General features: G+C 66.2%; 19 protein-coding genes. 5 read left to right on the forward strand and 14 right to left on the reverse strand.

The genetic code is table 11. The features are described 5' to 3' along the window. Window positions 1-75: 75 nt before the first annotated feature. From ACG3SL_RS16340 to xseA, 4 genes are all read right to left on the reverse strand, one after another. A complete protein-coding gene (locus tag ACG3SL_RS16340) occupies window positions 76-3,189 on the reverse strand; it encodes a TonB-dependent receptor plug domain-containing protein (protein ID WP_448662228.1) in 3,114 nt (1,037 codons plus the stop codon). A gap of 268 nt (window positions 3,190-3,457) precedes the next feature. Further along, window positions 3,458-4,297, reverse strand: a complete 840-nt coding sequence (locus ACG3SL_RS16345) for a M23 family metallopeptidase (protein ID WP_448665150.1) — start codon at window positions 4,295-4,297, stop codon at window positions 3,458-3,460. A 32-nt stretch (window positions 4,298-4,329) separates the two neighbouring features. Beyond that, window positions 4,330-4,530, reverse strand: coding sequence for a DUF2093 domain-containing protein (locus ACG3SL_RS16350; RefSeq protein ID WP_448662229.1), 201 nt, complete (start codon window positions 4,528-4,530; stop codon window positions 4,330-4,332). Window positions 4,531-4,561: 31 nt separating this feature from the next. Then, window positions 4,562-6,079, reverse strand: coding sequence for an exodeoxyribonuclease VII large subunit (gene xseA, locus ACG3SL_RS16355; RefSeq protein ID WP_448662230.1), 1,518 nt, complete (start codon window positions 6,077-6,079; stop codon window positions 4,562-4,564). On the opposite strand from xseA, the gene purD reads away from it, so the two are divergent. From purD to ACG3SL_RS16370, 3 genes are all read left to right on the forward strand, one after another. After that, on the forward strand, window positions 6,078-7,340 hold the full coding sequence (purD, locus tag ACG3SL_RS16360) for a phosphoribosylamine--glycine ligase (RefSeq protein ID WP_448662231.1): 1,263 nt from the start codon (window positions 6,078-6,080) through the stop codon (window positions 7,338-7,340). The genes xseA and purD overlap by 2 nt on opposite strands. An 80-nt stretch (window positions 7,341-7,420) precedes the next feature. After that, window positions 7,421-8,047: a hypothetical protein gene (locus tag ACG3SL_RS16365; protein WP_448662232.1), complete on the forward strand. Its 627-nt coding sequence runs from the start codon at window positions 7,421-7,423 to the stop codon at window positions 8,045-8,047. Beyond that, entirely contained in the window at window positions 8,044-8,508 is a 465-nt protein-coding gene (locus ACG3SL_RS16370; protein WP_448662233.1) for a GNAT family N-acetyltransferase, read from the forward strand. The genes ACG3SL_RS16365 and ACG3SL_RS16370 overlap by 4 nt, the downstream gene beginning before the upstream one ends. 175 nt (window positions 8,509-8,683) lie before the next feature. Here ACG3SL_RS16370 and ACG3SL_RS16375 read toward each other — a convergent pair whose 3' ends face one another. Continuing rightward, entirely contained in the window at window positions 8,684-9,982 is a 1,299-nt protein-coding gene (locus ACG3SL_RS16375; protein WP_448662234.1) for a hemolysin family protein, read from the reverse strand. A gap of 134 nt (window positions 9,983-10,116) precedes the next feature. On the opposite strand from ACG3SL_RS16375, the gene ACG3SL_RS16380 reads away from it, so the two are divergent. Further along, window positions 10,117-10,782, forward strand: a complete 666-nt coding sequence (locus ACG3SL_RS16380; RefSeq protein ID WP_448662235.1) for an OmpA family protein — start codon at window positions 10,117-10,119, stop codon at window positions 10,780-10,782. Between the two features lie 138 nt (window positions 10,783-10,920). Here the strand turns inward: ACG3SL_RS16380 and ACG3SL_RS16385 are convergent, their stop codons facing one another. Genes ACG3SL_RS16385 through ACG3SL_RS16395 form a run of 3 tightly spaced genes read right to left on the reverse strand, consistent with a single transcriptional unit; the run spans window position 10,921 to window position 11,887 of the window. After that, a complete protein-coding gene (locus ACG3SL_RS16385) occupies window positions 10,921-11,352 on the reverse strand; it encodes a nucleoside deaminase (protein ID WP_448665151.1) in 432 nt (143 codons plus the stop codon). Window positions 11,353-11,405: 53 nt separating this feature from the next. Further along, complete coding sequence (locus ACG3SL_RS16390; RefSeq protein ID WP_448662236.1) at window positions 11,406-11,594, reverse strand: YqaE/Pmp3 family membrane protein; 189 nt, start codon at window positions 11,592-11,594, stop codon at window positions 11,406-11,408. Beyond that, a complete protein-coding gene (locus ACG3SL_RS16395) occupies window positions 11,594-11,887 on the reverse strand; it encodes a hypothetical protein (RefSeq protein WP_448662237.1) in 294 nt (97 codons plus the stop codon). Before ACG3SL_RS16395 ends, ACG3SL_RS16390 begins: the two co-directional genes overlap by 1 nt. Before the next feature lie 176 nt (window positions 11,888-12,063). On the opposite strand from ACG3SL_RS16395, the gene rpmB reads away from it, so the two are divergent. Then, complete coding sequence (gene rpmB, locus ACG3SL_RS16400; RefSeq protein WP_448662238.1) at window positions 12,064-12,363, forward strand: 50S ribosomal protein L28; 300 nt, start codon at window positions 12,064-12,066, stop codon at window positions 12,361-12,363. Here rpmB and ACG3SL_RS16405 read toward each other — a convergent pair. The 6 genes from ACG3SL_RS16405 to ACG3SL_RS16430 all read right to left on the reverse strand — a co-directional run bounded on the left by ACG3SL_RS16405 (window position 12,360) and on the right by ACG3SL_RS16430 (window position 19,373). Then, entirely contained in the window at window positions 12,360-13,364 is a 1,005-nt protein-coding gene (locus tag ACG3SL_RS16405; protein ID WP_448662239.1) for an esterase-like activity of phytase family protein, read from the reverse strand. The two genes, rpmB and ACG3SL_RS16405, sit on opposite strands and share 4 nt — an antisense overlap. Before the next feature lie 231 nt (window positions 13,365-13,595). After that, window positions 13,596-14,318, reverse strand: a complete 723-nt coding sequence (gene phbB, locus ACG3SL_RS16410) for an acetoacetyl-CoA reductase (protein WP_448662240.1) — start codon at window positions 14,316-14,318, stop codon at window positions 13,596-13,598. 30 nt (window positions 14,319-14,348) lie between these two features. Next, on the reverse strand, window positions 14,349-15,356 hold the full coding sequence (gene hemH, locus ACG3SL_RS16415) for a ferrochelatase (RefSeq protein WP_448662241.1): 1,008 nt from the start codon (window positions 15,354-15,356) through the stop codon (window positions 14,349-14,351). Then, window positions 15,353-17,593, reverse strand: coding sequence for a molybdopterin cofactor-binding domain-containing protein (locus ACG3SL_RS16420; RefSeq protein ID WP_448662242.1), 2,241 nt, complete (start codon window positions 17,591-17,593; stop codon window positions 15,353-15,355). The genes hemH and ACG3SL_RS16420 overlap by 4 nt, the downstream gene beginning before the upstream one ends. A gap of 230 nt (window positions 17,594-17,823) precedes the next feature. Continuing rightward, window positions 17,824-18,669 (reverse strand): DUF3037 domain-containing protein, encoded by an 846-nt coding sequence (locus ACG3SL_RS16425; protein ID WP_448662243.1) that lies wholly within the window; start codon window positions 18,667-18,669, stop codon window positions 17,824-17,826. After that, window positions 18,666-19,373 (reverse strand): HipA family kinase, encoded by a 708-nt coding sequence (locus tag ACG3SL_RS16430; RefSeq protein ID WP_448662244.1) that lies wholly within the window; start codon window positions 19,371-19,373, stop codon window positions 18,666-18,668. The genes ACG3SL_RS16425 and ACG3SL_RS16430 overlap by 4 nt, the downstream gene beginning before the upstream one ends. Between the last annotated feature and the right edge of the window lie 352 nt (window positions 19,374-19,725).

Raw genomic sequence — 19,725 nt, forward strand, 5'->3', positions numbered from 1 at the left:
GGTGTACTCCGGCGGACAAAAAAAGGGCGGCTCCTCGCGGAGCCGCCCACAGATTTGGGTCTCAGGTTCGAAGGATCAGAAGCGAACCTTCGCACCCGCACGGAACTGACGACCGATCATGCCCGAGTACGCCCATGCCGGGTTGTACTGATAGCCGCCATAGGTCGTCGCATCGAGCGGAGCATTCGCGCCGAACACGTTCAGAACGTTGAAGTACAGCGTGAACTGATCGCTCACGTCAACGCTCGCGCTCATGTCGACGTTGATGAAGTGCTTCACGCGGCACTGCACCGGCGTCACGCCATCGGAGTAGGTGTGCGAGTTGAAGTCGACAGTGTCGCCGTTCGCATCCACCGCGGAGGCGCCGCACAGGAAGGCAGTGCCCGAACCCGACGAATCTTCCGCAGTCGTGCTGTAGCCCGACGTGTAGTACGCCGTGGCAGAGAGCGACGCCGAGCCGAAGTCCAGCGTGTTCTGCCAGCTGCCACGCCACTTCGGCGTGCCCGAACCCGACGTGATCTGGAAGTTACCCAGCGTACCGGCATAGGTCTGCGTGCCACCACCGGGGAACGACTGCTTGTATTCGATCACATAGGTCGCGTCGACCGAGCTGGTCAGACGGATACCGTCGGAAATCGGAATACGTGCAGTGCCGGTGAAGTCCAGACCCGAGGTCTGCTGGGTCGGACCGTTGACGTAGGAGTAGATCACGAAGCCGGCGCGCGGCTGCGCGTTCGGATTGACGGCAATGTCCGGAAGGCTGGGCACGTCAGGAATGACCTGGAAGCCGGCCGGAATCGCCTGCCCTGCATAATAGGCTGCCAGAGCCGGCGTGTAATCGTCGCCGGTAATGACGTCGGTCTTGCGAATGTTGTAATAATCCGCCGTGAACGACAGCCAGTTGGTCGGCTCGAAGACCGCACCGGCAGTGAAGTTGCGCGACTTTTCGGGCTTGAGGCCGGGTGCGCCCTTCTGGCTCAGGCCGATGCTGTAGCCGTTGCAGTACGACGTGCCGCCCAGCGGGTTGTTGACACGGCAGATCGCGGCAGCGTTGGTCGTCACGAATCCGGTGGTCGGCGACGAGCCGGTTTCCGCGAAGCTGGCGATACGGAAGCCGCGCGAATAGGCGCCGCGGAACGTCAGTTCGGGGATCGGGCTGAACTTCGCCGAAATCTTCGGAGAGAAGTTGTTCTCGCCCGTCGAATAATCGTCGTACCGCCCGGAGCCGATGATCTCGAGTTCCTTGAACACCGGAGCGCTCAGTTCGAAATAGGCCGACTTGGCGTTGCGGTGGCCCGCCGAGCTGAACCCGTTGACGCGGATATACTGCTGCGTCGGCTGGTTCAGGACACCGGGATTGAGGCTGGGCGCATTGACGCGTTCATCGCGGAATGCCCCACCGACCGCCAGCTGCAGCGGACCGCCGGGAAGCTCGACCAGCGACTTCGCGAGGTAGCCCTGGACCTGGTACAGTTCCGAATAGGCCAGGTTGTTGATTTCCGGCGCGATGTAATCGCGGACCGCCTGGGTGTTGGCGTCCGGGTTGATCCAGTTGTACGAACCGTCGTTGACTGCGTTCAGGAAGTTCTGAACATAGATACGGCCGCCAACCTTACGGTGCAGATTGACCCGCATACCGGTCGCATCAACCGCGAACTGCCAGTTGTCGCCGAAAGAGCCCGAAATACCGAGCGCGCCGCGATAGGCCTGGTTAAAGGTCTCGTTGCTTTCCCGGATATCCGACAGACGACCGATGATCGCCGCACGCTGGCCAGCGGCAGCGAACGGGTTGTTCGGGTTCAGTCGGCCATTGGCCGCGGTGCAGGTCTGCACCGTCGTCTGCGGGCAGACATAGACGGGCAGCGAGATCAACTGACCGTACAGACCGCCGGCGCCCTGCGTCGCCGGCGTGCTCGCCGTGGTGTAACGCTGAAGCAGCGGACCAGGCGTGGTCGTGCCGCGATAGATCGTCTGGAGACCGCTATATGCCACGCGGCTCTGTTCATAGTTGAACATCGCATAGGCTTCGATCGTGTCGCTCAGCTTCACGGTGGCGCGTGCCGAACCGCCCAGGCGCTCGATCGACGGCGTGATCAGGCTGTAGCGATTGACCGCATCTTCCTGACACACGACGCCATTGGCCGGCGCAGTCGCGCCGCCGTTGCCGCCGGTGTTGGTGAGCTGCGCACCGGTAAGCGTATAGGGCGTCAACGAGCCGCAGCCTGCCGCCGGGTTGGTCAGCTGCTGGTAACGGGTGCCGGCGATCGCCGCGCCCGTCGTCGCGCTCGCAGGACGCGCGTAGTTGATGAGCGTTCCGGTCGACATGCCCAGATAGGTGCCGTCGGCCTGAATGCCGTTCAGCACGCTGTTGGTATCGCACGTGCGCGAGCCATCGACGAGGCTGGTGCCGCAACGCTTGCTCAGGTCCGCCGTATTGTACGGATAGCCGCGATCACGATTGTAGATTGCGTCGCTCTTCACGTAGTGGCCGCTGGCGTAGACGTTGAAGCCCTGCTCGTCGAGGTTGCCGAAGCCCGCAGTCAGTTCGAGGCGCTGGTTGGCACCGTCACCCTTTTCGGTGATGCCCGCTTCTGCGCGCGCGCTGATGCCGGTGAACGACTTCTTGGTGATGATGTTGATAACGCCGGCGACGGCGTCTGCGCCATAGGTCGACGAAGCGCCGTCCTTCAGGACTTCGACACGCTCGACGATGGCGTCCGGAATGGTGTTCAGGTCGACGAAGTTACGCGAACCGTCATCCGCCAGCGGATAATAGGCAGCGCGCAGGCCGTCGAACAGCACCAGCGTGGACGAGGTCGTCAGGCCGCGCAGCGATGCAGCCGATGCGCCGCCCGCGAATGCACCGTTCGCCGAGAACGAGTTCATCAGCGTGCCGCCGTTGTTGGCGGACAACGTCTGCAGTGCTTCCTGCACCGTGTTGACGCCGCGCTTGTCGAGATCGTCCGCAGTCAGCGTGGTGACCGGAGACGCGCCTTCTACGTTGGGATTGCGACGGAACAGAGAGCCCGTGACCACGATGTCCTGCCCAGTACCCTCGTCCTGTGCAGCCGTCGTAGTAGCCGGCGTCTCCTGCGCCATTGCGGGCGCGGCGAACAGCGCGCCGGCGCCGATAAGCGCGAGCGCGGACAATGCCGTGCTGCCGCGCAAAGTAACTTGCGTCTTCTTCATGATTTTCCCTCGCTTTGCCCGGCCGTTGCCGCAGTGCGGTTATTGGCCGGGATGTCTCCCCGCTACATCGCGGCAATTGCCGAAGCACTTGCCGGACGAAGCTTGGTGCGATGGTGCAGGCGCCCCCTACCCCTGTAAAGCGTACATTCAGGTTCAAGCCCCTGCTTTCAGGCGACCTGTATCAAATATGCCACAGACGCACGCGGAATGTTGCGCGCGCGCCCCGTAAACTGTTCATTTATGTTGCAACGCGCAACCGAGTGCCCGCTTAATCGGCAACCGGCATCGGTCCTGCGACCAGCAACGGGTCGATCCGGGCATCGCGCCACTTCATGCCCCAGTGCAGATGCGGGCCGGTGGCGCGGCCCGTGCGCCCGACCGTGCCGATCGGCTGGCCGCGCTTGACCTGGGCGCCGACCTTCACGTCGATTCGGGCGAGATGCATGAACGCGCTGTTGAGGCCCATGCCGTGGTCGATCATCAGCAGGTTGCCCTCGAGCGTGAAGGGCGTCGCCGTCGCCAGCGTGACCACGCCGTCCGCCGGGGCCAGCACCACCGTGCCCACCGGCCGGGCGATGTCGATGCCCGAATGATAGGCGCCGGGCTCGCCCGAATAGATGCGCTGCGAGCCGAACAGCGTCGAGATGCGCCCGGTGACGGGCCACAGGAACGCCTGTCGCCAGCCCTGCGAATCGCTCTGCATCGCGCGCGCGGCCTGGATCTGGGCGAGTTCGGCGGGGCGCAGGCGCTGGAACTCGGGCTGGGGCAGCGGATATTTGGGCAGCGTGTTGAGCCGCGAAATGTCCCAGCTGCGCGGCGGGATGGTCAACTGGCGCCGCACCTCGCTGCCATTGCCAAGCCTTGCCACCAGCGTCGCGGTCGGGGCGGCATCGCGATCGAACCCGATCAGGAACTTGCCGTCACGCGCCAGCGGCACGGCGACGCCGTTCAACGTCAGCAACGTGGTGCCGCGCGGCGCAGTGCCGATCGCGATGCCGCCCTGGATCAGCTGTCCGTCGAACGCGAAGGACGCGGCCTGCGGGCCCTGCGCCCCCGGCGCGATCCCGTTCGCCGCCATCGGCACCATCGCGGTGCCCAGCAGCGCCATCACCCCCGCCAGCACCAGCCCCCGACGCCGGCTCACAACACCCCCATCGCGCGGGCGGCCGACGCGGCGCTGTCATAGGGTTCCTGCCGGTCGACGCTCCAATAGCGCAGCACCTCGAGCGGGACGCGCGCGCCGCTGACCGCGCAGACGACATGGTCGCCGGGCGACAACACGCTGAAGCCCCCCGCGCGATACCGGAGCCGCGCGACTCTCGCGGAGTTGGACATCAGCATCGGCGGCAACCTCTCTGTGGGAAACGGGGCGTCAGAGCAGGCTGGGCTGCTCCGGCTTTTCGGCAGCATAGGTTTTGGCGCCGGGGCGCTCAACCCGCGCGTCGACGGCACCGTCCCGGAAATGGAGCGTCACGGCCTGCGCCGAGCGCGCCTCCGCCGCCGTGCCGACCACCTTGTGCGTGCCGCGCGCCTCGACCCAGGCATAGCCCTTTTCCAGCGGGCGATTGGGGTGGAGCAGCTCCAGATGCCGCCCCAGTGCCTCCAGCCGCTGCGCCGTTGCGGCAAGCCGCTGGTCGAGCATCGCCGGGCGCAATGCCGCGCCGCCACGGGTCAGCAGTGCGCGCGCATCGCCGACCCGCCGGTCCACGGCGCGATCCAGCGGCACCGCCGCGAGCCGCTGGCGCGCCACTGCCAGCCGCTGGTCGAGCATCGCGGGGCGCAGCGCGCCCGTGCTGCGATCGAGCACGCCGCGCGCCGCCGTCACCCGGCGTTCGAGCGCGCGATCGAGCCGGGCACCCAGATCGTCCATCCGCTGGCGCTGCGGCCCCAAAAGCGCGTCGCGCTTGGGCAGCACCCGCACCAGCGCCGCCAGCTGCTCGCCCGCGCGTTCGTGATAGCGCCGCACGCAGCGTTCGGTGCGATGCGCGAGCGTCTGGACGGTATAGGCGACATCGGCGAGCACCGGCACCGCGATCTCGGCGGCGGCGGTGGGGGTGGGCGCGCGCAGGTCGGCGGCGAAATCGGCGAGCGTGGTATCGGTTTCGTGGCCGACGGCGGAGATCAGCGGAATGCGGCACTCGGCGATCGCGCGGACCACGGCTTCTTCGTTGAAGGACCAGAGATCCTCGATCGAGCCGCCGCCGCGCGCGACGATCAGCAGGTCGGGGCGCGGCGTCGCGCCGCCCTCGGCCGGAATCGCATCGAAGCCCCGGATCGCGCGCGCAATCTCGCCCGCCGCGCCGTCGCCCTGCACCTTGACCGGCCAGACCAGCACATGGCTGGGGAAGCGATCGGCCAGCCGGTGGAGAATGTCACGAATGACGGCGCCGGTGGGCGACGTGACCACGCCGATCGTGCGCGGCATATAGGGCAGCCGCTGCTTGCGCTCGGCGGCGAACAGCCCCTCGGCGGCCAGCTTGGCCTTGAGCCGCTCGAACAGCGCCATCAGCGCGCCTTCGCCCGCCAGCTCCATCCGTTCGATCACGATCTGGTATTTGGAGCGGCCGGGATAAGTCGTCAGCTTGCCGGTGGCGATCACTTCGATCCCGTCCTGCGGCTGGAACGGCAGCGCCGAGGCGGCGCCGCGCCAGATCACGCCGTCGATCACAGCATCGGCATCCTTGAGCGCCAGATAGGCATGGCCCGACGCCGCGCGCTTCCATCCCGAAATCTCGCCGCGCAGCCGGACATGGCCGAACTCGCCCTCGACCATGCGCTTCAGCCGCTGCGACAATTCGCCGACGCCCATCGGCGCCGCGTTGTCCCCGGGCACCGCCTCGGCTACGAGCCGCCCCATTGGCGTATCAATATCGGGAAAGGGGTCGGCCATGAACGTCCTGTTGCTTGGGTCGGGGGGCCGCGAACATGCGCTCGCGTGGAAGCTGGCACAATCGCCGCGGCTCACGCGGCTCTATGCCGCACCGGGGAATCCGGGGATAGCCCGGCATGCTCAGATTGCCGATATTGCGGTCACCGATCACGCCGCAGTGATCGGCTTCTGTGCGCAGAACGCCGTGGACTTCGTCGTGGTGGGGCCGGAGGCACCGCTGGTCGACGGGCTGGGCGATTCGCTGCGCGCCGCCGGCATCGCCGTGTTCGGGCCGAACCGCGCGCCGGCGCAGCTTGAGGGGTCAAAGGGCTTTACCAAGGACCTGTGCGCCCGCGCGCGCATCCCGACCGCCGGCTATGTCCGCGTCGATTCGCTCGACGCTGCGCGCACCGCGATCGAGCCGTTCGGGCTGCCGGTGGTCATCAAGGCCGATGGCCTCGCGGCGGGCAAGGGCGTGACGGTCGCCTTCACCCCCGACGAAGCCGACGCGGCGCTCGCCGCGATCTTCGCCGATGCGGGCGCCAGCGCCGTGATCGAGGAATTCCTGGATGGCGAGGAGGTCAGCCTGTTCGTCCTCACCGACGGCACCACACTGGTGCCCTTCGGATCGGCGCAGGATCACAAGCGCGTGGGCGATGGCGATACCGGGCCCAACACCGGCGGGATGGGCGCGTACAGCCCGGCACGCGTGCTGACCCCGGCGCTGGAGCGCGAGGCGATCGAGACGATCGTGCGCCCGACAGTGGAAGCGTTGACGGCAGAGGGGATGCCCTATTCGGGCGTGCTCTATGCCGGGCTGATGCTGACCAAGCAGGGGCCGAAGCTAATCGAATACAATGCCCGGTTCGGCGATCCCGAATGCCAGGTGCTGATGGCGCGGCTGGAGAGCGACCTGCTCGAAATCCTGCTGGCGACTGCCAACGGCACGCTGGACACGCTGGCGGCGCTGACATTCTCGGCGGACACGGCATTGACCGTGGTGATGGCGGCGCAGGGCTATCCCGGAACGCCGCGCACCGGCGGCGCGATCGGTGGCATCGACGCGGCGGAAGCGACCGGCGCGCAGGTGTTCCAGGCGGGCACGCGGATGGACGGCGACGCGCTGGTCGCCAGCGGCGGGCGGGTGCTGGCAGTGACGGCGACCGGCGCCAATGTGTCGGCCGCGCAGGCGGCGGCCTATGCGGCGGTCCATGCGATCGATTTCCCCACCGGCTTTTGCCGCAGCGACATCGGCTGGCGCGAAATCGCGCGCGAGGGATAGGGGTGCTGTACGTCCCCGTCCCCGGCACGCTATGCAGCATGCCATTGTCGTAATCGCAGGACTTGGAGAAGGCGCGGCGTATGAACGATCAGGGGACGATGACGAGCACGATCATCGATGGCGGACCGGCATGGCTGACGCTGTCGTTCGTGCTGATCGCGGCGGGGATGGCGTTCGCGCTGTTCATCCTGGCGTGGGGCACGATGCTGGCCAAGCGCCGCTCGCAGGCGCGTGCCGAGCTGGAGGCGCGCGGCGAAGTGGCGGTGGAGGAATCGGGGCGCCCGCTCGAGCAGCCTGCGGTGCCGGTTGCCCCGTCGCCGGCAGCAGCCGAGGGAGTAACCGAGGCCCCTGCCCCCGCTCCGCTCGCGGATGAACCGATCGCCGCCGCCGCCCCGCTCGATGCCTCTCCGGCCGCGCTGGCGGCGTCCGACCCCGCGCCTGTCGCAGCGCCCGAGCCGGCGGCGGACGCCGGCGACGACCTGACGCGGCTCAAGGGCGTCGGCCCCCGGCTTGCCGAGCGGCTCAACGCGCTGGGGATCACGCGCTTCGCACAGCTCGCCGCGCTGGCACCAGAGGATGCCGCCGCGCTCGACGCGCAGCTCGGCAATTTCCAGGGCCGGCTCCAGCGCGATCGCTGGATCGAACAGGCGGGCTTCCTCGCGAGCGGCGATGTCGCGGGCTATGAGGCGGTGTTCGGCAAGCTGTGACGTTCGACATCCGCCCGGACGACCTGTCCAGCGCCCAGACCCGCGCGCTGCTCGCGCTCCATCTGGCGGGGATGCACGCCAATTCGCCCGCCGACAGCGTGTTCGCGCTGGATCTCAGCGGCTTGCAGAAGCCCGAGGTCACGGTGTGGTCCGCCTGGCAAGGGGATCGGGTGGCGGCGATCGGCGCGCTCAAGATGCTGGGCGACGGCGCCGCCGAAGTGAAATCGATGCGCACGCACCCCGATTTCGTGCGCAGGGGCGCGGCGGCGGCGATCCTGGAGACGATCATCGCCACCGCCACTGCGCGCGGCGTGACGCGACTGAGCCTGGAAACCGGGCGCGGGCCTGCGTTCGAGCCGGCGCTGGCGCTGTATCGCCGCCGGGGCTTTATCGACGGGCCGGCCTTTGCCGACTATCCGCCCGGAACGTTCAGCCAGTTCCTGCACCTTGATTTAAGGTAGACGGCGCCGGCCCGCTCCCCCACCCGGCCACCCATAGAATACCCTGCCGTTGGGAGTGTGAGGTCGGTCATGCCCCCGGCATGACCTGAACAGCGCGGGGCGCTGTTCACCTCACGCTGGTGGGGGAGCGGGCCGGCACCGCGAAATGCGCCACAGCGCATTTCCAAGCAGGCGTTTACCCGTCCTGGCTGACCAGCAGCTTGTCGATCTTGCGGCCGTCCATGTCGACGATCTCGAAACGCCAGCCCTGCTGGGCAAAGGTCTCGCCTTCATCCGGCAGGTGCTTGAGCACTGCCAGCGCCAGCCCCGCCACAGTCGCGTAATCGCGGTCTTCGGGCAGGTCGATGCCCAGCCGGTCGGCCAGCGCATCGGCGGGCATCTGGCCCGAGACGAGCAGCGACCCGTCCTCGCGCTCCACCACGTTCGGGCTCTCGCCCGGCTCGGCATCCGACGCGAAATCGCCGGCGATCGCCGCCAGCAGATTGGCGGGCGTCACGATGCCTTCGAAATGGCCATATTCGTCATGGACGAGACCCATCGGCACTTCGGCCCGGCGCAGCGCGCCCAGCGCGTCCATCGCATCGACCTGGTCCGGCAGGATCGGCGCGGTGCGCATCAGCGTGCGCAGGTTGAGCGGCTCGCCCCGGAACAGCGCGGCGACGATATCGCGCGCCTGCACCACGCCGACGACCGCATCAACGGAACCCTCCGCCACCGGCAGCCGGGTGTGCGGGGTGGCGAGCAGTGCGTCGCGGATGCCGTCGCCGTCCAGGTCGATGTCGAGCCAGTCGACATCGGTGCGCGGCGTCATCACTTCGCGCACCGGACGATCCGCCAGCCGCACCACGCCCGAGATGATCGAGCGTTCATGCTCCTCGATCACGCCCGACTTGCTGGCCTCTGCGACGATCAGGTGCAGCTCCTCGGCAGTGACGCGATTCTCCGATTCGCGGTTCATCCGCAGCAGGCGGAACACCAGCCCGCTGGTCGAATCGAGCAGCCAGACGAACGGCGCGGTGATGCGTGACAGCCACAGCATCGGCAGCGCCATGATCGCCGCGATCGGCTCGGGCGAGCGCAGCGCGAACTGCTTGGGCACCAGCTCGCCGGCGACGAGCGTGGCAAAGGTGGTCACCGCCAGCACCAGCATCAGCGCCAGCGTGGTCGCGAATTCGGGGCTCAGCCCCAGCGGCTGGAGCCGCTGTGCCACCGGCTCGCCCAGGCTGGCGCCCGAATAGGCGCCCGAGACGATGCCGATCAGCGTGATGCCGATCTGGACGGTGGACAGGAACTTGCCGGGGTCCTGCGCCAGCCGCAGCGCGGTGACGGCACCGCGGCTGCCATTTTTCGCCAGCGCCTCCAGCCGCGCCGGGCGCGACGAGACGATGGCCAGTTCCGACATAGAAAATATGCCGTTTACGGCGATCAGCACGAGGATGATCGCGACGTCGATCCAGGGGAAGGGGGCGTCCATGATGTGATGCCCTCCATACAGGCACTACGCCCCGCTTAACAACCATGCGTTCACCAATCGGTTGCGCAGGTGGAACAAGAGGTTGTGGACGGGGGTTTCCGCCAGTCATAGGGACATCGAACAAGGAGGAACCCATGGGTATCGCCCGCAAGGCTTTGACCATCGCGGCGCTTGGCGCCACCATGCTGACCAGCGCGTGCATCACCGATCCGGTTACCGGCGAACAGCGCGTGTCGCGCACCGCCATCGGCGGCGGCGTGGGTGCGCTGGGCGGCTATCTGCTCGGCGATCTGGTGGGCGGCCGCAACGATCGCACCGCAAAGATCCTGGGCGCGGGCATCGGCGGGATCGCCGGGGTGGGCATCGGTTCGTATATCGACCGACAGGAGCAGGAACTGCGCCGCCGCACTGCGGGCACCGACGTCCAGGTCATCCGCCAGGGCGACGAGCTGGTGCTGCGCATGCCATCGAACGTGACCTTTGCGACCGATCAGTCGGCGGTACAGCCGCAGTTCCGCCCGACGCTGGACCAGGTCGCCGACGTGCTGCGCCAGTATAACCAGACCTATGTCGACGTGTACGGCCACACCGATTCGGTGGGGTCGGACAGCTATAATTACGGCCTGTCGCAACGCCGGGCGACGGCGGTGGCCGATTACCTGCAATCGCGCGGCGTGCAGGCCGCAAGGCTCGGCACGCGGGGCTTTGGCGAGACCCAGCCGATCGCCAGCAACGACACCGAAGAAGGGCGGGCCGCTAACCGGCGCGTCGAAATCAAGATCGTGCCCGTCCAGGCATGATCGCGATCGGGGGCGGGGCATTCGCCCGCGCCTCCGCGCCACTCCCGCCCGACGGCATCTTGCGCGTTATTCGTTCCAGCTCCGGTTGCGATTAGCCTCGTCCAACAAGATGCCCCGGCGCGGGAGTGGCGGAATTTCCTAGCTCCGCCGCGCGCGGAAGAAGTCGCGCAGCAGCGCCCCCGCCTCGCCCTCGCCGATGCCGGCATAGAGTTCGGGGCGATGATGGCAGGTCGGCTGCGCGAAGAAGCGCGGGCCATGCTCGACAGCACCGCCCTTCGGATCGCTGGCGCCGTAATAGAGCCGGGCGATGCGGGCATGGGCGATGGCGCCCGCGCACATCGCACAGGGCTCCAGCGTCACCCACAGGTCGCATTCCTCCAGCCGATCGCTCCCCAGCACCTGCGCGGCGGCGCGAATCGCCAGCATCTCGGCATGGGCGGTGGGATCGTGGAGCGTGCGCGGCGCATTGGCTGCCGTCGCGATCACCGCGCCGCGATGCACCACCACGGCGCCCACGGGCACTTCGCCGGCTTGCGCTGCCTGCGCCGCAGCATCCAGCGCCGCGCGCATCGGTTCGGGGAGCGGGAACATCGTTGCCGCTCTAGCGCCGCCTGACGTGCGCGTCACGCGGTCGCCGGCGTCCCCGGCTCAGCGCGCAGCACGCTCCACAGGGCAAAGGCCATGCCGGGCACGAAGCCGAACACGGTCAGCCCACAGGCGATTCCGAAGTCGCGCCCCGGCCCGCGCGCCAGATACACGCCCAGCGGCGGCAACAGGACCGCCGCCGCGACATGGCCGGGCCGCGCGCGCATCAGCGCGCCGCCGGAGTCGGCGATGCGCCCGGCGCCTGCTTCACTTCCAGCGTGGGGACGCTGACGGTGGCGTCCTTCATCTGGACCGTGGGCACTTCGACGGTCTTGTTGGTAGTGCCGATCGCGATGCTGCCGGTTTCCGCCTTGAACTTGGGCAGTTGCCCGCCCTGCGCGTTGAACGAAATCCGGGGGATGGTCGCGCCCTGCTGCTGCTCGATCGAGAGCATGCCGACCGACATCAGTCCCACGACGACAAGGGCGACAAGCCCGATCAGCACGAGAAGTCCACGCATCGTCTTCATCTCCCGGAGTGCATTGCCAAATTGAAACGAGTGCGTAATTAACGCTTCATCCTCCGCCAAGTTGCGTGGGCACGAGCGGTTTAACAGGCGAATCGGTTGACGCGCCGCCCCATAGCGGGTATCGGCGCGGCCTTTCCGGCTCTAGGCCAAAATCAGGATTAACAGCGATGTCGCGCATTTGCGAGCTGACCGGCAAGGGCCGGCAGGTGGGCCACAATGTTTCCCACGCCAATAACAAGACCAAGCGTACGTTCCTGCCCAACCTGCAGAACGTGACGTTGATGTCGGATACGCTGGGCAAGAGCGTGCGTCTGCGCGTGTCGACCCACGGCCTGCGTTCGGTCGAGCATGTCGGCGGCCTGGACAACTGGCTGCTCAAGACCAGCGACGACGATCTGTCGCTGCGTGCACGCCGCCTGAAGCGCGAAGTGCGCAAGGCAGCGACCAGCACCGCCGAAGCCGCCTAACGCCTGCCCTCCGGCTCGTCCGTCAGGTCGAGCCGGAATTTGAGCAGCAGCGACTGCTCCCAGGCCTCGAGGTTGTCGTCCGATGCGATCCACAGGATCGTGTCGGCGCCTTCGCGTGCGAGCGCCATCGCTTCGAAATTGTCGTGCACCAGCGGCGCCTCGAACGTCGCCAGCTCGCGTCCGCGCACCACGCCGCCTGCTGCCAATCCGCGCAGGTCGATCAGCGTCAGCTTCGCCGTGAACAGGCTCGGAATCGCGAACCGACGGTTAAGCACCAGCATCCGGCCATCGTCCAGTTCGACAAGGTCGGTCGGGTTGTACCCAGCCGGCGGCACATAGGCGAAGGGCACCGGCTTTGCCTTGCTCGTCGTCGGATCGCCGGCGAATCGCAGCCCAATCCGCGCCTGCGGACGGCCCTTGGGCCGCGACGTCTCGCTGATGACGATGAAGTGGCCGTTGCGCAGCCGCGCCATCGATTCGGGCCCGCCCGCCTCCGACCAATCGGCCATTGCGGGTGGCGCGACGCTTGCCTCTACGCGCGAGAACGCCGCGTCGTAGCGATAGATGGCGTTGTACTTCTCGAACCCCACCCAGACGGTGCCGGTCGCGGGATCGCGCGTCATCGATTCGGCGTCGCGGTCCGCCTTGACCCAGCCCGTGCCCGGCCCGCCAGGGAGATCGCCGAACACGGCGTCGCGCACCTGCCAGTCCGGTCCCATGCGAAAGCTCACGAGGTTGCCCATGTCGCTGAGCAGCGTGAATCGATCACCGACCAGCCGCATCGACGAAAAGCCGCCAAAGGCCGGGTCCGGGCTCGTCAGCACGACCCCGCCGAGATAGGTGAGCGCGCCCACGCGGCGCTCGGCCGGATCACGGGGATTTAGCGGAACGGGCCGCGCTGTGATTCGCGCATCGGCGCCCAGCACCGGACGAATCATCAGCGTCGCGGAATCGACATTGCACCCCAGCAGGAACGCGACGGCAAGAAGGGGAAGGCGCATCGCCGCCTCATAGCGGCTTCGCAGGCGGGGGCCAGCCCGGCGCGCCACCAAGCTGAACGTCAGATAACCACGCCGTTCAGACAGCGCTCAAGGGAACCAGGCTAGAACAGGATTGTTGTCACCGTAACGATCCCTTCCCGTCGCGTATCGAAGGGGTCGCCGCGATGCAGATTCCCTCGCGTAGCGTATCGAGGGTCGGGGGCTGGTCCTGTGGACCGGCCCCCGTTCGCATCAGTACATATGCTGTCCGCCGTTGATCGACAGCGTCGATCCGGTGACGAAGCCCGCTTCCTCGGAGCACAGGAACGCCACGCCGCGCGCGATCTCGCTTGCCTGGCCCAGCCGCCCGACCGGGATCTTGGCGACGATCTTTTCCAGCACCTCGGGCGGCACCGCCGCGACCATATCGGTATCGATATAGCCCGGCGCGATCGCGTTCACGGTCACACCGGCACGCGCGCCTTCCTGCGCCAGCGCCTTGGTGAAGCCGTGGATGCCCGATTTCGCGGCGGCATAGTTCACCTGGCCATATTGCCCGGCCTGGCCGTTGATCGAGCCGATATTGACGATCCGGCCCCATTTGCGATTGCGCATCCCCGGGAAGGTCGCATGCGCCATGTTGAAGCAGCCGCCCAGGTTGATGCGGATGACGTCTTCCCACATCTCGCGATCCATTTTCAGGATCGTACCGTCGCGCGTGACGCCGGCATTGTTCACCACGACATCGACCGGGCCGAGATCCGCCTCGACCTGTGCCACCCCCGCCGCGCAGGCATCGAAATCGCCGACGTCCCACTTGTACGCCTTGATCCCCGTTCGCTCGGTGAAGGCCCGCGCCTTCTCGTCATTGCCGGCATAGTTGGCGGCGACGGTCATTCCTGCATCCTGCAGGGCCAGGCTGATTGCCTCGCCGATCCCGCGAGTTCCGCCGGTCACGATTGCTACGCGCGCCATGTCACATCCTCTCTTCGATTGTCCGTCAGCCTAGGCAGCGTCGACCCAGCCCGCAAGTTCGCGCGCCAGTATTGACCGCAACATCTCGATACCGGTGTCGCTAGCGTTGAGACAAGGCAGATAGGCAAATTCTTTACCGCCCGCCGCGACGAAACTCTCGCGACCGCGGATCGAGAGTTCCTCCAGCGTCTCCAGGCAGTCGGCCGAAAAGCCGGGGGCGAGAATGGCGATGCGCGTGATCCCCTGTCCCGGCAGCGCCTCCAGCGTGGTGTCGGTCGCGGGCTCAAGCCATTTGGCGCGGCCGAAGCGCGACTGGAAGGTCACGATCAGCTTGCGCCCCAGCGCCTCGCCCAGCAGCCGCGCGGTCTTCTGGCACTGGCAGTGATAGGGGTCGCCTAGTTCCAGCGTACGCTGCGGCATGCCGTGGAAGCTGGCGATGATCGCGTCGGGCACGAAATCGAGGCCGGCAAGCGACGCCTCGACCGACGCCTTGAGCGCGGCGATGTAGCGCGGATCGTCGTGATAGGGCGGCAGCGTGCGGATCGCCGGCTGCCAGCGCATCGCGGCCAGCGTCGCAAAGGCGGCGTCGTTTGCGGTCGCCGTCGTTGCTGCGCAATATTGCGGGTAGAGCGGGGCGAGCAGGATGCGCTGGCACCCCATCTCCTTCATCGCCTTCAGCCGCTCGCCCAGCGCGGGATTGCCATAGCGCATCGCATAATCGACCACCACGTCGGGGCCGAACGCGCCCTGCAGCGCGCGCATCTGCGCCTTGGTGATCGCGGCCAGCGGCGAGCCGTCCTCGCTCCATACCTGTTGATAGGCATGGGCCGACTTGGCCGGACGGGTGCGCAGGATGATGCCGCGCAGGATCGGCTGCCACAGCAAGGGCGGGATTTCCACGACGCGGCGGTCGGACAGGAACTCGCCCAGGTAGCGCTTCACCGACGGGGCATCGGGCGCATCGGGGGTGCCCAGATTGGTAAGCAGCACGCCAATGCGCGGGCGCGGGACGGGCGGATGATTCGCGGGGAGGGTCATTCGATGTCCGATAGCAAAGGAAGGCGGCGGAAGCGCACGCCGGTTGCGGCTTGCAGGGCATTGGCGATGGCGGGGGCGACGGGGGGCACCGCCAGCTCGCTGACGCCGCCGGGGTCAGCCGTGCTGCGCAGCAATTCCACGGTCACGTCGGGCACGTCGGCGAGCGTGGGAAGCGACAATTCGCGCAGCTCGCGCACATCGGCCACATTCTCGGTAAAGCCGGTCGAGCAGCCCAGCGCGGCGGCCATGCCGAAGATCAGACCGCCTTCGATCTGCTGGGTCACCAGATCGGGGTTCACCAGCCGCCCGCAATCCACTGCCGCAACCAGCCGGTCGACCTTCACGCGCCGGTCCGCCGTCAGATGCGCCTCCGCCAGCACGGCGATGTGCGATCCCCGGAAACTGTGGCAGGCAATGCCCTGGCCGCTGCCGGGCTGGCCGCCCTGCCACCCGCCGAGCTGCGCCACGGTCTGGAGGCAACGCGCCAGCCGGGGCTCGCTCCCCAGCATCGCCATGCGGAAGGTCAGCGCGTCCTGTTCGGCGACGTGCGCGAGTTCGTCGACGAAGCTCTCGGTAAAGAAGCAGCTCGCGCCGTGCGCGCCGCCGCGCCAATAGCCGGTGGGGACGCCGATGTCGGCCGGGTGGTGGTCCACCGCATAGTTGGGAATCGCGTAGAAGGGCGTCGCGCCCTCCACCGCCACCGCCTCGCCCGATCCGGCCAGCGCCAGCCCGAGCCCCGCCAGCATATCCCCCGGCATCAGCCGCTCCGCCAGCTCGCGCCCCGTCTCCGGCGCGGCGATCTTGGCGAGCCAGCCAGTCACGCGGCCCTGGTCGTTGAGCTTGGCGGTCATCCGCGCCGCCGCCGGGGGGCGGAAGCGATCGCGCCGCATATCCTCACCGCGCGGCCAGGTGAGCTGGACCGGGCGCCCCAGCCGCTGCGCCAGCAGCGCCGCCTGTGCCGCGACGTCATGCTCCAGCTTCGCGCCGAACGATCCGCCCGCCATCGTCGCATGGAGCGTCACGCGCCCCTCGCCGATGCCGATCGCGCGCGCCGCCGCCGCGCGCGCCAGCCCCGGCGCCTGGGTCGGCAGCCACAGCGTCAGCCGCCCGTCCTTGTACGACGCGGTGCACGTCATCGGCTCCAGCGTCGCGTGCAGCGTCAGGTCGACGCCATAGTTCGCCGAGACCACGCGCGCGCCCCGGAAATCCGCCGCGAGATTGCCCGCCTGCGTGATCCGCGCGCCGCGCTGGTCGAACGCGGCCTGCAGCGCCGCCTCGATCGAATCGTCGTTCACCACCGGATCGGGCGTGGTGAAGCGCGGGCGCATCGCATCGAGCGCGCGGTCCGCCGCCCACCAGTTGTTCGCCACCGCCGCGACCCAGCGCTCGGTCGTCACCACCGCGAGCATTCCCGGCACCTTGTCCGCCGCCGCGCGATTGAGCTTCGCGAGCGTGGTATCGCCGGTCGGCCCCTGCCGGATCGAGGCATAGACCATGTCGGGCAGGCGGATGTCTGCGGCATAGGTGACGCTGCCATCGGTCTTGGCCGGCACGTCGATCCGGGGCAGCGGCTTGCCGGTCAGCCGGTTGGCCGATCCAGCGCGTAGCGGCACATCGCCGGGTACGCTTTCGCGCGCCGCCGCTTCCGCCAGCGCGCCGAAGCCGAGCTTTTGCGCGCCGAGCACCACCTGCCCCTCCGCCGTGTCGCACGCGCGCCAGTCCGCCCCCCAGCGCCGCGCCGCCGCCTTGCACAACAGCGCGCGCGCAGCCGCCCCGGCATGGCGCAGATCGGCCTCGAAATTGCGGACGGAGGTGGAGGCACCGGTAAGCATCAGCCCGGCGCGGACCACATGGGCCCGCTCCACCGCATCGGGCAGCGGGCCGAGCGCCGTGCCGAACAGCGCCTGTGCCCCCAGCAGATTGGCATAGAGCGGATTGAGCGGCGCGGGCTCGACTCCCACCATCGTCCATTCGGCGCCAAGCTCGTCCGCGATAATCTGGGCAAAGGCCGTGAACACCCCCTGCCCCTCCTCGCACTGCGGCACCGCGACCGCGACATGCCCGTCGCTACCGATCTTGAGCCACGCGCCGAACAGGCTCTCCCCCGGCGCGGCGGTGAGATTGGGCAGATAGGTGCGCGGCCACAGCCCCCAGGCCACCAGCAACCCGGCGCCCACCCCGCCACCGATCAACAGCGTGCGCCGATCGGGTCTGCCAAGCGTGCCGAGATTTGCCATGGGCGTGCTGTATCGCGTGGGGGCGGGGGGCGCCAGCGGGTTGGGGGCATACCTCACGCGCGCGATGGGTCTGGCAGAGCGCACCAAAAATCGCCCCCTAGGTCGGCCCGGCACAGTCTGCGCGAAGAAAGGTCAAAATCGAGCAATCAGAATTATAAATTCTCTCATATAAAAACAATGACCATTAAACAAAATTTAGATCAACATAACACACATACATAACAAATATATCAATTGAATAATGAATAACTTGGAGGTGCCACAGCCTCGGCAAACTCAATAATTTTGTGATTTATTTGCCCACCAATTTCAGCGTCAACCACGTCAAAAGGAAGAGAGCTTATTTCTTTCATTGATTCCGCATAAGCAACCCTAAGCGAATTTCCCGCATCCACCGCTGGCGGATCGACTGCTAATAGGACGGATCCGTGCCTAATTTTCCCCCGATCCAGAAGATACGCAAGCCGTCGCTTCCACATCGCGCCGTGATCAAACACAGCCAAGGGAGTCTTTTGTGAAAAAACCATGGGCTGAATAGCATTCAGATCACCATTTCTATGCGCCAACGGAAACGTCACCGGGACAACATCATCCACCACACGAATCGCGCGAAAACCTCTGATGCCGCTAGCTACCAGCTGATGCCGAATATCTCTGATGAGATCCAAATCATGAGCCTCTTGACGCTGCCGTTCGATTAGACGGGTAAAAAGGCCATCGACGACATCGCCAATGTGTTCCTTGGAAAGCAACGTCCGGACTTCACTGAAAACTATGGAAGATTCATGCCTGCGTGTCAGATGGGAAAACGCCCTGCCAGGATCCCAATTCATCCAGAACCCATCACCCGCAGCAAGAGACGCTAATTCTAGACGCAAATGCTCAATAGCCGCGCCATAGGCGCGATATGCGTCCTCACCAAAGAACTCACGAAGGCGTCGGAATTTTGCACGTGCAAGCCGAAATTGAAGGATTTTGTTTTGGCTATCCAGCGCGATGATGCCAATGTTTGCAAATTCGCCCAAGTCAGCAAAAGGCAAAAACCTGATGATGGAATATTGGTAGATCGCACTCATCCGAGTTCAGCCCAAAATTCAGGTGTATCGCACCTATCTAACATAGCGGCGGCGGCCAACGTAAACCCCGGACGGTCCTCTACCCATTCATGGGGTAATTCATTCACCAACGCATTAAACGCGAGACGTGCTATTTGCATTTTCTGTAAAAGCCTTGGTATGAAACCACTGCTCCTGCCAATCGCCTGCCAGCTCCGCCTTCCCGCGTGCACAGCGAGTTCAGCTGCGTTATAGGTGGTGCTGAAGGCCAAATTATGATCGAACGCAACGAGTTTTTTGTCGGTCAGGTCATACAGTAGATTGGGGTTACCGTCTTCGTCGCCCAGCGATCGATCACCGTTGGCGATCCAGTGATCGAACGCATAGAGCGTCGCAAGAAATTCCGGGCTTTGCCTGTCGCGGATCGTGGGAGTCAACGGTTCGCAAGCGTTCCGCCAATGCGAAGCGAAACCTGTCCCTATGCCCAAGTAGCGAGAAACCTCGGGGTCGGTGGCAGTCTCAATAAGCACTGCTGGGATCTCAGCGATTACAAAATCGGGAATTGGCAAACCCATCGCTTGGCCGAGCGATGCCGCACAAACTTCCGATAGCAGACCCTCGGGTAACGCGCCACGGCCTTTTACTGCATAAATTTGATCATCTTCAAGCCTGCATTGGTAAGGCTGCGTTTGCCCGCTTTTTATGGGCCGGATTATCTCCACCACCTGTAGCCGATCTCGGACACCCATTAGCCAATAAGTCCCATTCGTTCATCGCGGCATCCAAACGTGGAGTCAGAGAAGGCCTCGGGGCTGAAAACGGATGGTTTTCATACCATTTCCCGGTCTCGAAGCATACCTCGCAAGCACCAACTCGAATGGTTCACTCGAAGCGAGCTATTTAGGCTACTCCGGCTTGTTTCATGGTGGCAACATATTCACCCGACGCAAATGGGAAAGGCTACGAGCGAGACGGTCGATTTCATGAGTGGGCCGTCGGCTCCATGCCCCTTCTCAATCTAATGAGCCGTCAAATATCCGGATCTCGCTGATCCACGCGCCCTCCCCGCCCCCTTCC

The sequence above is a fragment of the Sphingomonas degradans genome (assembly GCF_053502645.1).

Excerpts from the sequence above, each read along its gene's own strand:
- ACG3SL_RS16340 (WP_448662228.1), bottom strand. The coding sequence starts at position 3,189 with ATGAAGAAGACGCAAGTTACTTTGCGCGGCAGCACGGCATTGTCCGCG.
- ACG3SL_RS16345 (WP_448665150.1), bottom strand. The coding sequence starts at position 4,297 with ATGGCGCTGCTGGGCACCGCGATGGTGCCGATGGCGGCGAACGGGATC.
- ACG3SL_RS16350 (WP_448662229.1), bottom strand. The coding sequence starts at position 4,530 with ATGCTGATGTCCAACTCCGCGAGAGTCGCGCGGCTCCGGTATCGCGCG.
- purD (WP_448662231.1), top strand. The coding sequence starts at position 6,078 with ATGAACGTCCTGTTGCTTGGGTCGGGGGGCCGCGAACATGCGCTCGCG.
- xseA (WP_448662230.1), bottom strand. The coding sequence starts at position 6,079 with ATGGCCGACCCCTTTCCCGATATTGATACGCCAATGGGGCGGCTCGTA.
- ACG3SL_RS16365 (WP_448662232.1), top strand. The coding sequence starts at position 7,421 with ATGAACGATCAGGGGACGATGACGAGCACGATCATCGATGGCGGACCG.
- ACG3SL_RS16375 (WP_448662234.1), bottom strand. The coding sequence starts at position 9,982 with ATGGACGCCCCCTTCCCCTGGATCGACGTCGCGATCATCCTCGTGCTG.
- ACG3SL_RS16380 (WP_448662235.1), top strand. The coding sequence starts at position 10,117 with ATGGGTATCGCCCGCAAGGCTTTGACCATCGCGGCGCTTGGCGCCACC.
- ACG3SL_RS16385 (WP_448665151.1), bottom strand. The coding sequence starts at position 11,352 with ATGCGCGCGGCGCTGGATGCTGCGGCGCAGGCAGCGCAAGCCGGCGAA.
- ACG3SL_RS16390 (WP_448662236.1), bottom strand. The coding sequence starts at position 11,594 with ATGCGCGCGCGGCCCGGCCATGTCGCGGCGGCGGTCCTGTTGCCGCCG.
- ACG3SL_RS16395 (WP_448662237.1), bottom strand. The coding sequence starts at position 11,887 with ATGCGTGGACTTCTCGTGCTGATCGGGCTTGTCGCCCTTGTCGTCGTG.
- rpmB (WP_448662238.1), top strand. The coding sequence starts at position 12,064 with ATGTCGCGCATTTGCGAGCTGACCGGCAAGGGCCGGCAGGTGGGCCAC.
- ACG3SL_RS16405 (WP_448662239.1), bottom strand. The coding sequence starts at position 13,364 with ATGCGCCTTCCCCTTCTTGCCGTCGCGTTCCTGCTGGGGTGCAATGTC.
- phbB (WP_448662240.1), bottom strand. The coding sequence starts at position 14,318 with ATGGCGCGCGTAGCAATCGTGACCGGCGGAACTCGCGGGATCGGCGAG.
- hemH (WP_448662241.1), bottom strand. The coding sequence starts at position 15,356 with ATGACCCTCCCCGCGAATCATCCGCCCGTCCCGCGCCCGCGCATTGGC.
- ACG3SL_RS16420 (WP_448662242.1), bottom strand. The coding sequence starts at position 17,593 with ATGGCAAATCTCGGCACGCTTGGCAGACCCGATCGGCGCACGCTGTTG.
- ACG3SL_RS16425 (WP_448662243.1), bottom strand. The coding sequence starts at position 18,669 with ATGAGTGCGATCTACCAATATTCCATCATCAGGTTTTTGCCTTTTGCT.